The sequence below is a fragment of the Marinobacter sp. GH_1 genome (genome assembly GCF_048595985.1).
Lineage (GTDB): Bacteria > Pseudomonadota > Gammaproteobacteria > Pseudomonadales > Oleiphilaceae > Marinobacter > Marinobacter shengliensis.
In genome coordinates, this window is the sequence record NZ_CP184460.1 from 660,876 (window position 1) to 674,620 (window position 13,745).

Annotated in this window: 8 protein-coding genes; all 8 read left to right on the top strand. The window is 55.5% G+C overall.

The window, feature by feature from the left end; all coding sequences use genetic code 11:
• Position 1 precedes the first annotated feature (1 nt).
• The 8 genes from rplA (at position 2) to fusA (ending at position 13,715) form a co-directional block, all read left to right on the top strand.
• On the top strand, positions 2-700 hold the full coding sequence (rplA, locus tag ACNSOI_RS03050) for a 50S ribosomal protein L1 (protein ID WP_058092379.1): 699 nt from the start codon (positions 2-4) through the stop codon (positions 698-700).
• 212 nt (positions 701-912) lie between these two features.
• Positions 913-1,443, top strand: coding sequence for a 50S ribosomal protein L10 (gene rplJ, locus ACNSOI_RS03055; protein ID WP_061333835.1), 531 nt, complete (start codon positions 913-915; stop codon positions 1,441-1,443).
• A gap of 39 nt (positions 1,444-1,482) precedes the next feature.
• Positions 1,483-1,857, top strand: a complete 375-nt coding sequence (gene rplL, locus ACNSOI_RS03060) for a 50S ribosomal protein L7/L12 (protein WP_061333837.1) — start codon at positions 1,483-1,485, stop codon at positions 1,855-1,857.
• Positions 1,858-2,099: 242 nt separating this feature from the next.
• Entirely contained in the window at positions 2,100-6,176 is a 4,077-nt protein-coding gene (gene rpoB / locus ACNSOI_RS03065) for a DNA-directed RNA polymerase subunit beta (RefSeq protein WP_061333843.1), read from the top strand.
• Between the two features lie 76 nt (positions 6,177-6,252).
• Positions 6,253-10,467 carry a DNA-directed RNA polymerase subunit beta' gene (rpoC, locus tag ACNSOI_RS03070; protein ID WP_058092376.1) on the top strand — a complete coding sequence of 1,405 codons (4,215 nt, stop codon included), beginning with the start codon at positions 6,253-6,255 and terminating at the stop codon, positions 10,465-10,467.
• Positions 10,468-10,632: 165 nt separating this feature from the next.
• Complete coding sequence (gene rpsL, locus ACNSOI_RS03075; protein ID WP_012139854.1) at positions 10,633-11,007, top strand: 30S ribosomal protein S12; 375 nt, start codon at positions 10,633-10,635, stop codon at positions 11,005-11,007.
• Between the two features lie 113 nt (positions 11,008-11,120).
• The gene (rpsG, locus tag ACNSOI_RS03080; RefSeq protein ID WP_011784243.1) at positions 11,121-11,591 is read left to right on the top strand and encodes a 30S ribosomal protein S7; all 471 of its coding nucleotides are present in this window, start codon (positions 11,121-11,123) and stop codon (positions 11,589-11,591) included.
• A gap of 18 nt (positions 11,592-11,609) precedes the next feature.
• Entirely contained in the window at positions 11,610-13,715 is a 2,106-nt protein-coding gene (gene fusA / locus ACNSOI_RS03085) for an elongation factor G (RefSeq protein ID WP_061333841.1), read from the top strand.
• Positions 13,716-13,745: the final 30 nt, after the last annotated feature.

The following is a 13,745-nucleotide window of genomic DNA, read 5'->3' on the forward strand; positions in this document are numbered from 1 at the left end:
GATGGCTAAGCTGAGCAAGCGTCAAAAGCTGATTCGTGAAAAAGTAGACTCCACCCGCGCCTACTCTGTAGACGAAGCGGTTGCGCTGCTGGCCGAACTGGGTCAGAACGTGAAGTTCAAAGAGTCTGTAGACGTAGCGGTTAACCTGGGTGTTGATGCACGTAAATCCGACCAGGTTGTGCGTAGCAGCACTGTTCTGCCTCACGGTACCGGTAAATCCGTGCGTGTGGCTGTGTTCACCCAGGGTGCCAATGCCGAGAAAGCGACCGCGGCCGGTGCCGACATCGTAGGCATGGACGACCTGGCTGATGAAGTCAAAAAAGGCAACATGGACTTCGACGTGGTTATCGCCACTCCGGATGCCATGCGTGTTGTTGGTCAACTGGGCCAGATCCTCGGTCCCCGTGGCCTGATGCCGAACCCGAAGGTTGGCACCGTAACCGCTGATGTTGAGACAGCGGTTAAGAATGCCAAAGCTGGTCAGGTTCGTTACCGTACTGACAAAAACGGCATTATCCACGCTCCGCTGGGTAACGTTGAGTTCTCTGCCCAGAACATCAAGGAAAACCTTGAAGCTCTGGTGGCAGACCTGAAAAAGGCCAAGCCTGCATCGTCCAAGGGTGTGTATCTGAAAAAGATCACCATCTCTTCTACGATGGGTCCTGGTCTGACTATTGATCAGGGTACTCTGAGTCTCTGATTGGTAGTTACTTTGTAGTCTGGGCGGAAGCCAAGGCTGTCAAAGACCGCAGGCCCCCGAAGCCCTTGGTAACAAGGGCTGCAAGGGTTAAAGCAACGCCTGCGCAGACGGTGTGAAGACGTTCTCTCTGAACCCAAACACCGTTAGGCGTCCTCGTTGAGGACAATGATGGGTTTGCCGGCATAACGCTGGCGAAATCGAGGAGAAATCCAGTGGCAATTAGACTCGAAGACAAGAAGGCGATCGTCGCTGAAGTCAACGAGACTGCTGGAGCTGCTCTGTCTGTGGTTTTGGCTGACTACCGTGGTGTCACCTCTGGTGACATGACTGCCCTTCGTGCCAAAGCTCGTGCCGAGAATGTTCGTCTGAAGGTTGTTCGTAACAACCTGGCGAAGATTGCTATCAAAGGTACTGAGTTTGAGTGCATCGATCCGGCGCTGGTTGGCCCGACCATTCTGGCTTTCTCTATGGAAGATCCGGGTGCCGCTGCGCGCCTGCTGAAGGATTTTGCCAAAGAGAAAGAGGCGTTTGAGATCAAGGGTCTGGCTGTCGGCGGTGAGCTGATGGGCGCAGAACAGATCGATCGCCTGGCCACGCTGCCGACGCTGCACGAAGCGTTGACCAAGCTGGCTATTGTTACACAGGCACCAGTTACCAAGCTTGCACGTACCCTGAACGATATTCCGGGCAGGATCACACGTGTTGTAGCTGCAGTCCGCGACCAGAAGCAAGACGCTGCTTGATTCTGTTGAACACCATTTTTTACATTTTCGGAGAAAGTCATGGCTCTGTCTAAAGACGATATTTTGAATGCAATTGCTGAAATGAGCGTAATGGAAGTTGTTGAGCTCGTTGAAGCTATGGAAGAGAAGTTCAATGTTTCTGCTGCCGCTGCTGTTGCCGCTGCACCTGCTGCTGCCGCTGGTGGCGAAGCTGCTGAAGAGCAGACCGAGTTCGACGTAGTTCTGACTGGCGCTGGCGAGAAGAAAGTCAACGTCATCAAGGCCGTTCGTGAGCTGACTGGTCTGGGTCTGAAAGAAGCCAAGGAAATGGTTGACGGCGCTCCTTCTACTGTTAAGGAAGGCGCTAGCAAGGACGAGGCTGAAGAAGCCAAGAAGAAGCTTGAGGAAGCAGGCGCTTCTGTTGAGCTCAAGTAATAGTCGGCTGTTGATCGACACCGTGCGTTAAGCATGGATGGGCTGGTGGCTCTGTGCCACCGGCCTTTTTCTGTTGTATATGCTATAGAGTCTGGTGTGCTTTTACGGGTTAATGTCAGATCTATAACCTACAGCCAGAGTCTTGTTCAAGACGGCGCGATAAGCCGAGCAATTCGGCCCCGAAGCAGAACATTTGATTGCTTCTTGATACCAGGTATCAGGTCTAAAGCTGGGGAATGCAGATGACTTACTCCTACACTGAGAAAAAGCGGATTCGCAAAGATTTTAGTAAATTGCCTTCCGTGATGGACGTCCCCTATTTGCTGTCTATTCAGCTGGATTCGTTCCGGGACTTCCTGCAAATGGAAGCCGCTCCTGAAGACCGCCGGGAAACCGGTCTTCACGCAGCGTTCAAATCCGTATTCCCGATTGTCAGTTACTCTGGCAACGCCGCGCTCGAGTATGTGAGCTATCGAATCGGCGAGCCAGTGTTCGACGTCAAGGAATGTCAGCTCAGGGGCGTTACTTACGCCGCGCCGCTGCGGGTGAAAGTCCGCTTGATCATTTATGACAAGGAATCGTCCAACAAGGCGATCAAGGACATCAAAGAGCAAGAAGTCTACATGGGCGAGATGCCCCTGATGACTGAAAACGGTACCTTCGTGGTCAACGGTACCGAGCGTGTTATTGTTTCCCAGCTGCACCGTTCGCCTGGCGTCTTCTTTGATCACGACAAAGGCAAGACTCACTCCTCCGGCAAGCTGTTGTATTCGGCCCGAGTGATTCCTTACCGTGGTTCCTGGCTTGACTTCGAATTCGATCCGAAGGACTCCGTGTTCGTTCGTATCGACCGTCGTCGTAAGCTGCCTGCGTCGATCCTCCTGCGCGCTCTGGGTTACACCTCTGAGCAGATGCTCGACATGTTCTTCGAAACCAGTAAGTTTGCTCTGGGTGAAGAAGTCTGCAAGCTTGAGTTGGTGCCCAGCCGGCTGCGTGGTGACATTGCGACCTTTGACATCAAAGATAAGGAAGGCAACGTCATTGCTGAAGAAGGCCGCCGTATTACGGCGCGTCACATCAAGCAGTTGGAAAAGGCCGGCATTACCGAGCTGGAAGTTCCCACTGAATACCTGTACGGCCGTGTTCTTGCCAAGGACATGATCGATCAGTCTACCGGCGAAGTGCTGGTGGAATGTAACACCGAGCTGACCGAAGAAGTCATCACCAAGATTCTCGGCGCTGGTGTTAAGGATATTGAAACTCTTTACACCAACGATCTGGATTGTGGTCCGTTCATGTCTGATACCCTGCGTATCGACCCGACCCGAACTCCGTTGGAAGCGTTGGTTGAAATCTACCGGATGATGCGCCCGGGCGAGCCGCCCACCAAGGAATCCGCGGAGAACCTGTTCAACAACCTGTTCTTCTCTGAGGAGCGCTACGACCTGTCCGGCGTTGGCCGGATGAAGCTCAACCGTCGCCTTGGTCGTGACGAGAGCACCGGTGAGGGCACGCTGACCCACGACGATATCATCGACGTGCTGAAAACCCTGATTGCCATTCGTAATGGCCAGGGCCAGGTAGATGATATCGACAACCTGGGCAACCGTCGGGTTCGCTGTGTTGGCGAGATGGCTGAAAACCAGTTCCGGGTAGGCCTGGTACGGGTTGAGCGCGCTGTTCGAGAGCGTCTGAGTCTGGCTGAAAGCGAAGGCCTGATGCCGCAGGACCTGATCAACGCCAAGCCTGTTGCGGCCGCAGTCAAGGAGTTCTTTGGTTCCAGCCAGCTGTCCCAGTTTATGGACCAGAACAATCCGCTGTCTGAGGTAACTCACAAGCGTCGTATCTCCGCGTTGGGTCCGGGCGGTCTGACCCGTGAGCGTGCCGGCTTTGAGGTTCGGGACGTTCACCCGACCCATTACGGCCGTGTGTGTCCTATCGAGACTCCGGAAGGCCCGAACATCGGTCTGATCAACTCGCTGGCAACCTATGCCCGTGCCAACTCCTACGGCTTCCTGGAAAGTCCGTACCGTAGAGTCGTCGACGGCGTGGTGACCGATGAGCTGGTGTATCTGTCTGCGATTGAAGAGAGCAACTATGTGATCGCTCAGGCCAGTGCTGCTACCGATGATGGCAAGCGCCTGACCGACGAGCTGGTTACCGTGCGTCACCAGAACGAATTTACCGTCGCTCCGCCGGAAGCGGTTAACTTCATGGACGTATCTCCACGCCAGGTTGTATCGGTGGCGGCGTCTCTGATCCCGTTCCTTGAGCACGACGATGCTAACCGGGCCCTGATGGGTGCGAACATGCAGCGTCAGGCGGTTCCGACGCTGAAATCACAGGTTCCGCTGGTCGGCACCGGTGTAGAACGCACCGTTGCCCAGGATTCCGGCGTGTGCGTGACCGCCCGTCGTGGCGGTGTGATTGAAAGCGTGGATGCTGCCCGTATTGTGGTGCGCGTAAACAACGAAGAAACCGAGGCCGGTGATGCAGGTGTGGATATCTACAACCTCACCAAGTACACCCGCTCTAACCAGAATACCTGTATCAACCAGCGCTCCATCGTGCGTCAGGGCGATGTGATTGCCCGTGGCGACGTGCTGGCAGATGGTCCCTCCGTGGATCTGGGTGAGCTGGCGCTGGGCCAGAACATGCGCATCGCGTTCATGCCCTGGAACGGTTACAACTTCGAGGACTCCATCCTGATCTCCGAAAAGGTGGTTCAGGAAGACCGGCTGACCACGATCCACATTCAGGAACTGACCTGTGTGGCCCGTGACACCAAGCTGGGTAGCGAAGAAATCACTGCGGATATTCCGAACGTTGGTGAAAGCGCGCTGTCCAAGCTGGATGAGTCCGGTATTGTCTACATCGGTGCGGAAGTGGGCCCGGGCGACATTCTGGTGGGTAAGGTCACGCCGAAAGGTGAGACCCAGCTGACACCGGAAGAGAAGCTGCTGCGTGCGATCTTTGGTGAAAAGGCCTCTGACGTTAAAGATACCTCTCAGCGTGTTCCGACCGGCACCCGCGGAACGGTTATCGATGTTCAGGTATTCACCCGTGACGGTATCGAAAAAGATGCCCGCGCTCAGTCCATCGAGAAAGAGCAGCTCGATCAGTACCGTAAGGATCTGAAAGACGAGTACCGCATTGTCGAAGGCGCTACCTATGAGCGTCTGACTGCAGCACTCAACGGCCAGGAAGTGATCAGTGGCCCGGGTCTGAAGAAGGGCGCCAAGCTTGATGAAGCCTATCTGGCCGATCTGCCGCGTCCGGACTGGTTCAAGCTGCGCATGAAAGACGAAGCTCTGAACGAACTTCTGGAGAAATCCGAGCAGGGTCTGGAAGATCGCAAGAAAGAGCACGAAGCCCGCTTCGACGACAAGAAAGGCAAGCTGCAGCAGGGCGATGACCTTGCTCCGGGCGTGCTGAAAATCGTCAAGGTTTACCTGGCCATCAAGCGTCGCATCCAGCCGGGTGACAAGATGGCCGGTCGTCACGGTAACAAGGGTGTTATCTCCGCGGTAATGCCGATTGAGGATATGCCTTACGACGAAAACGGCACCACCGTTGATATCGTGCTCAACCCGCTGGGTGTTCCTTCGCGGATGAACGTTGGTCAGGTTCTGGAAACCCATCTGGGCGCAGCCGCCAAGGGGCTGGGTGAAAAGATCAGCCGGATGCTGGAAGAGCAGCGTAAAGTGGCTGAACTGCGCAAGCTGCTGGATGAGATCTACAACCACTCAGACGAAGTGACCAAGGTTGATCTCGACAGCCTGAGCGACAAGGAAATTCTGGAGCTGTGCGGTAACCTGCGTGACGGTGTCCCGATGGCAACGCCGGTCTTTGACGGTGCCAAGGAAGCCGAGGTGAAGCGTATGCTTGAGCTGGCCGACATGGATACCAGTGGTCAGGTCAAGCTGTACGACGGCCGCACCGGTGATGCATTTGACCGTCCGGTGACTGTGGGCTACATGTACATGCTCAAGCTCAACCACTTGATCGATGACAAGATGCACGCTCGTTCCACCGGCTCTTACAGCCTGGTAACCCAGCAGCCGCTGGGTGGTAAGGCTCAGTTCGGTGGTCAGCGTTTCGGTGAGATGGAAGTCTGGGCTCTGGAGGCATACGGTGCCGCCTATACCCTGCAGGAAATGCTTACCGTCAAGTCTGATGACGTCAACGGTCGGACCAAGATGTACAAGAACATTGTCGATGGTGATCATCGTATGGAGCCGGGCATGCCCGAATCCTTCAACGTTCTCGTCAAGGAAATCCGCTCGTTGGGTATCGACATCGAGCTGGAATCCGAGTGAGCCGAATTGTTTTTGGCAGCGTGAGCGGGCACCTCGTGTGCCCGCCCGAGATTAACGCCATCCGGAGCTTTTACTGATGAAAGATTTGCTGAATCTTCTCAAGAGCCAGAATCAGAGCAAGGAATTCGACGCCATCCGTATCGGACTGGCTTCGCCTGACATGATTCGTTCCTGGTCTTTTGGCGAAGTAAAAAAGCCTGAGACCATTAACTACCGTACCTTCAAGCCGGAGCGTGACGGTCTTTTCTGTGCCAAGATTTTCGGCCCGATCAAAGACTACGAGTGCTTGTGCGGAAAATACAAGCGCCTGAAGCATCGCGGCGTTATCTGTGAAAAGTGCGGTGTTGAAGTCGCACTGGCCAGCGTGCGCCGTGAGCGTATGGGCCATATCGAGCTGGCCAGCCCGGTCGCTCACATCTGGTTCCTGAAGTCATTGCCGTCCCGTATCGGCCTGATGCTGGACATGACCCTGCGAGATATCGAGCGGGTTCTGTACTTTGAATCCTTCATCGTTATCGATCCGGGTATGACCACCCTGGAGAAGGGCCAGTTGCTGAATGACGAGCAGTACTATGAGGCCCTGGAAGAATTCGGTGACGAGTTCGACGCCCGTATGGGTGCCGAGGCCATCAAAGAGTTGCTCGAAGCTATCGATCTGCAGGCGGAAGTTGACGCCCTGCGGGAAGAGATCCCCCAGACCAACTCCGAGACCAAGATCAAGAAATTCAGCAAGCGCCTGAAAATTCTTGAGGCGTTCCTGTACTCCGGTAACAAGCCGGGCGACATGGTGATGACCGTTCTGCCGGTTCTGCCACCCGATCTGCGCCCGCTGGTTCCCCTGGACGGTGGCCGTTTTGCCACTTCCGACCTGAACGATCTGTACCGTCGGGTCATTAACCGGAACAACCGTCTCAAGCGCCTGCTGGAACTGAACGCTCCGGATATCATCGTGCGCAACGAGAAGCGTATGCTGCAGGAAGCGGTTGACGCCCTGCTGGATAACGGTCGTCGTGGTCGGGCCATCACTGGCACCAACAAGCGTCCGCTGAAGTCTCTGGCTGACATGATCAAGGGTAAGCAGGGTCGTTTCCGTCAGAACCTGCTGGGTAAGCGAGTCGACTACTCTGGCCGTTCCGTGATCGTGGTGGGTCCGTACCTGCGCCTGCACCAGTGCGGTCTGCCCAAGAAGATGGCCCTGGAGCTGTTCAAGCCGTTCATTTTCTCCAAGCTTGAGCACCGTGGCCTGGCGACCACCATCAAGGCCGCCAAGAAAATGGTCGAGCGCGAGGAAGGCGTGGTCTGGGATATCCTGGACGAAGTCATCCGCGAGCACCCGATCCTGCTGAACCGTGCGCCCACCCTGCACCGTCTGGGCATCCAGGCGTTCGAGCCGGTTCTGATCGAAGGTAAAGCGATCCAGCTGCACCCGCTGGTGTGTGCGGCTTACAACGCCGACTTCGACGGTGACCAGATGGCGGTACACGTACCGCTGACCCTGGAAGCCCAGCTTGAAGCCCGTGCGTTGATGATGTCCACCAACAACGTGCTGTCTCCAGCGAACGGTGAGCCGATCATCGTACCGTCTCAGGACGTGGTATTGGGTCTGTATTACATGACCCGCGAGCGCCACGCTGCACTGGGTGAAGGCATGGTGTTTGCTGATGTCAAAGAAGCCCATCGTGCCTATGGTGCCGGCAAGGTTGACCTGCAGGCGAAGGTCAAGGTGCGGGTTAAGGAAGTGGCCTATGCCGAAGATGGCAGCAAGTCCGAAGCCTACCGTGTGGTTGATACCACCGTTGGCCGTGCTTTGTTGTTTGATATCGTTCCTGACGGCCTGCCGTTTGAAATCGTCAACCGTCCTATGGTCAAGAAGGCGATTTCCAACCTGATCAACACCTGTTATCGGGACGCTGGTCTGAAAGATACTGTCATCTTTGCTGACCAACTGATGTACATGGGTTACCACTATGCAACCCGTTCCGGTATTTCTATCGGCTTCAACGACTTCGAGATTCCGCCGGAGAAGTATGAGCTGGTTGATGCGGCGTCTGACGAAGTAAAAGACATCGAGAACCAGTACGCATCCGGTCTGCTGACCCAGGGTGAGAAGTACAACAAGGTGATCGATATCTGGTCCCGCGCCAACGATAAAGTGTCCAAGGCGATGATGGAGCGTCTGTCCAAAGAGCAGGTTATTGGTCCTGACGGCCAGCCTGTGAAGGGTGAAGACGGCGAAGACCTGATGCAGGAATCCTTCAACTCCGTCTACATGATGGCCGATTCCGGTGCGCGGGGTTCCGCTGCCCAGATTCGTCAGTTGTCCGGTATGCGTGGTCTGATGGCCAAGCCGGATGGCTCCATCATCGAAACGCCGATTACCGCGAACTTCCGTGAAGGTCTGAACGTACTCCAGTACTTCATCTCCACCCACGGTGCTCGTAAAGGTCTGGCGGATACTGCACTGAAGACCGCGAACTCCGGTTACCTGACCCGTCGTCTCGTTGACGTGTCCCAGGACCTGGTGGTGACCGAGGAAGACTGCGGTACCGATGAAGGTCTGCTGATGACGCCGCACATTGAAGGTGGCGACGTTGTTGTGCCGCTGGGTGATCGTGTTCTGGGGCGTGTGACAGCCCGTGACGTATTCACCCCAACCGACAAGGACAACGCTGTTGTTCCGGCCGGCACTTTGCTGGACGAGAAAACCGTCGAGATGGTCGAGCGCGCCGGTGTGGATGAGATCTGGGTTCGCTCTGCGATTACCTGTGAGACTCGTCACGGCATCTGCTCCAAGTGTTACGGCCGCGATCTTGCCCGTGGTCACCGTGTTAACGTGGGTGAGGCCGTCGGTGTTATCGCTGCCCAATCCATCGGTGAGCCAGGCACCCAGCTGACCATGCGGACCTTCCACATTGGTGGTGCGGCCAGCCGGGCCTCCGCCGTGGATAACATTCAGGTCAAGCACGGCGGCACGGTACGTCTGCACAACCTGAAGTCCATCGAGAAGACCGATGGCTCCCTGGTTGTGGTGTCCCGTTCTTCGGCCCTGGCGATTGCCGACGAGCAGGGTCGTGAGCGCGAGTGGTACAAGCTGCCCTACGGTGCCGTTCTGTCTGTGAAGAACGGTGACGTGGTTGAGGCCGGCGTTGTAGTTGCTAAGTGGGATCCGCACACGCATCCGATCATCGCCGAAGCGAAAGGCACGGCCAAGTTTGTCAACATGGAAGAGGGCATTACTGTCCGTACCCAGGCTGACGAGCTGACCGGTCTGTCCACCATGGAAGTGATTGACCCGAAAGAGCGTCCTGCTGCTGGTAAGGACATTCGTCCGGCTATCCAGCTGATTGACGATGCGGGTGAAGAAGTAGAACTGCCAGGCGGTGGTACCGCGATCTTCTTCCTACCGGCTAACGCGCTGGTGACCATGGCTAATGGCGCGAAGATCGAGCTGGGTGACGTAGTTGCCCGTATTCCGCAGGAAAGCTCGAAGACCCGGGACATCACCGGTGGTCTGCCGCGGGTTGCCGACCTGTTCGAGGCTCGTCGCCCGAAAGAGTCTGCCATCCTGGCGGAAATCAGTGGTGTGGTGTCTTTCGGTAAAGAGACCAAAGGCAAGAAGCGCCTGGTCATCACGCCGAAAGATGACGATGCCTATGAGGTTCTGATTCCGAAGCATCGCCAGCTCAACGTTTTCGAAGGTGAAACGGTTGAGAAGGGTGAGGTGATTTCCGACGGTCCGTCCAACCCGCACGACATCTTGCGTCTGCTGGGTGTGGTCGAGCTGGCCAAGTACATCACCAACGAAATCCAGGATGTGTACCGCCTGCAGGGTGTTGTCATCAACGATAAACACATCGAGGTTATCGTTCGGCAGATGCTGCGCAAGGTGGAAATTACCGATCCGGGTGATACCACCCTGCTGTCTGGCGACCAGGTGGAAATCACTCAGGTGCTGGAAGAGAACGAAAAGGCGAATCAGGCGGACAAAGAGCCTGCCAGATTCGAGCGTCTGCTGCTTGGTATTACCAAGGCATCGCTGGCCACCGAATCGTTCATTTCTGCGGCTTCGTTCCAGGAAACCACCCGGGTCCTCACAGAAGGTGCGGTGACCGGTAAGCGTGACTTCCTGCGTGGCCTGAAAGAAAACGTTGTGGTTGGCCGGTTGATTCCGGCGGGTACTGGTCTGGCTTACCACAGCGAACGTCGTCGCAAGCGTGACCTGGAAGAGCAGGGCGTGACCGCGGCAGATGTTGAAGAAGCTCTGAGCGCGGAGCTCAACCGAGAAGGTTGATTGCCGGCGTGCCATTCTCGGGGTAGTTACTTATCCCGAGGGTGGTTAAAAAGAGAACAGTCATCTTGACTGAGTCGGGGCGCAGGCTTACACTTGCGTCCCTTAAATTTTACCCCCTGCACAGGGGGTAAGTTTCATTGGTATGGTTTTTTGGAGTTTGCTTACATGGCAACGATTAATCAGTTGGTGCGTAAGCCTCGTAAGCGCAAGGTAGCCAAGAGCGATGTTCCTGCTCTCCAGGCTTGTCCTCAGCGCCGTGGTGTGTGCACTCGTGTGTACACCACAACGCCGAAGAAGCCGAACTCAGCACTCCGTAAAGTGTGCCGTGTTCGTCTGACCAACGGCTTCGAGGTTTCCTCTTACATTGGTGGTGAAGGTCACAACCTTCAGGAGCACAGTGTTGTGCTGATCCGTGGCGGTCGAGTAAAAGACCTTCCGGGTGTGCGCTATCACACTGTTCGCGGTACTTTGGATACCCAAGGTGTTCAGAACCGTAAGCAGGGCCGCTCCAAGTACGGTGCAAAACGACCCAAGTCCTGATGTCCCGAGCGGGTGTCTTTTATCGTTGCTTGTAAGAACGGTAAGAGTAAGGCTGAGTAGCATTTGGCTATCTCAGGGGTTCCTGAAGACCTTTTAGATATAAGGGCTTATCGATGCCTAGAAGAAGAGTTGCAGCAAAGCGGGAAATCATTCCCGATCCTAAATTCGGCAGTGCACGTCTTGCCAAGTTCATCAACCATGTGATGGAAAGCGGTAAGAAGTCGGTTGCAGAGCGCATTGTTTACGGTGCTCTGGATATCGTTGCCGAGAAATCTAAAGAAGAGCCGATCGAAATGTTCGAGAAGGCCCTGGAGAACATCCAGCCGATGGTTGAGGTTAAGTCCCGTCGTGTGGGTGGTGCTACTTACCAGGTGCCGGTAGAAGTTCGGCCTTCCCGTCAGAACGCGTTGGCGATGCGCTGGCTCGTTGAATATTCCCGGAAGCGCGGTGAGAAGAGCATGGCGCAGCGTCTGGCTGGCGAAATTCTTGATGCGGCCGATAGCAAGGGTGCCGCAGTGAAGAAGCGCGAAGACGTGCATCGCATGGCAGAAGCCAACAAGGCATTCTCTCACTTCCGTTTCTAACAAGCCGAGGTTTATATCGTGGCACGCAAGACTCCTATCAAACGTTACAGAAACATTGGTATCTGTGCGCACGTGGATGCGGGCAAGACTACTACCACCGAGCGTATTCTTTATTACACCGGTCGTAGTCACAAGATGGGTGAGACCCATGACGGCGCTTCCACTACAGACTGGATGGAGCAGGAGCAGGAGCGTGGTATCACCATCACGTCTGCCGCTGTTACAACCTTCTGGCAGGGTATGGACAAGCAGTATCCCGAGCACCGTATCAACATCATCGACACCCCGGGGCACGTTGACTTCACCATCGAAGTAGAGCGTTCCCTGCGTGTTCTTGATGGTGCCGTGGTTGTGTTCTGTGGTTCCTCAGGTGTTGAGCCGCAGTCCGAGACTGTATGGCGCCAAGCCAACAAGTATGAAGTTCCCCGCATGGTTTTCGTCAACAAGATGGACCGTGCAGGCGCCAACTTCATGCGCGTTGTTGAGCAGATTCGTAACCGTCTGGGTGCTATCACTGTGCCCATCCAGCTGCCGATCGGCGCCGAAGACGATTTCGAGGGTATCGTGGATCTGCTTCGCATGAAGGCAATCTACTGGAACGAAGCTGATCAGGGTATGACCTACGAGCTTCGCGATATTCCTGAGTCCATGGTTGCTGAGGCCGAGAAAGCGCGCGAGCAGATGATCGAAGCCGCCGCTGAAGCCAACGAAGAGTTTATGGAGAAATACCTCGAAGGCGAAGAGCTGACCTACGAAGAAATCAAGCAGGGTCTGCGTACTCGTACCATCGCCAACGAAATCGTTCTGGCTACCTGTGGTTCTGCGTTCAAGAACAAGGGCGTGCAGGCGGTGCTGGATGCGGTCATCGAATTCCTGCCGGCCCCGGATGAGGTTAAAGCCATCCGCGGTGAGGTGGATGACGAGGGTACCGAGGAAACCCGTCCGGTTGACGACGATGCTCCGTTCGCCGCTCTGGCGTTCAAGATCGCTACCGACCCGTTCGTGGGTACGCTGACGTTCTTCCGGGTTTACTCCGGTAAGCTTGAGTCCGGTAACGCGGTATTCAACTCCGTGAAGGGCAAGAAAGAGCGTGTGGGCCGTATGGTTCAGATGCACGCCAACGACCGTGAAGAGATCAAAGAAGTTCTGGCGGGCGACATCGCGGCTGCGATCGGCCTGAAGAACGTGACCACGGGTGACACCCTGTGTGATGAGAACAACAGAATTGTTCTTGAGCGCATGGAGTTCCCGGAGCCGGTTATCTCCGTTGCGGTTGAGCCGAAGTCGAAAGCCGACCAGGAAAAGATGGGTGTTGCTCTGGGTAAGCTGGCCCAGGAAGATCCGTCATTCCGTGTTCGCACCGACGAAGAGTCCGGCCAGACCATCATCTCCGGTATGGGTGAGCTTCACCTGGATATCATCGTTGACCGTATGCGTCGCGAGTTCAAGGTAGAAGCGAATATCGGTAAGCCGCAGGTTGCTTATCGTGAGTGCATCCGCAAGCCGGTTGACGTTGAAGGTAAGTTCGTTCGTCAGTCTGGTGGTCGCGGTCAGTACGGTCACGTAAAAGTGAAGTTGGAGCCGCTGCCTCTGGATGATGAAGATGCTGAAAACTTCATCTTCGTGAACGAGATCGTTGGTGGTGTGGTTCCGAAGGAATACATCCCGGCTGTTCAGCAGGGTATCGAAGAGCAGATGCAGAACGGCTGTCTGGCCGGCTATCCGCTGCTGGGTATCAAGGCAACGCTGTACGATGGTTCCTACCACGACGTTGACTCCAACGAGATGGCGTTCAAAATCGCTGGTTCCATGGCGATGAAGAAAGGCGCCCTCGAAGCGAATCCTGCCCTTCTTGAGCCGATCATGAAGGTTGAGGTTGTTACCCCTGAAGATTACATGGGTGACGTTGTTGGCGACCTGAACCGTCGTCGCGGCCTTGTGCAGGGTATGGATGAAGGCCCTGCGGGCAAGGTCATCCGTGCTGAAGTTCCGTTGTCGGAGATGTTCGGTTACGCCACCGACCTGCGTTCTGCAACACAGGGTCGGGCGTCTTATGCGATGGAGTTCTCCCGCTATATGGAAGCTCCTTCGAACATTGCCGAAGCGATCATTAAAAAGGGTTGATCCCCAGGACTTAAGAAACAGGAAGAGGTG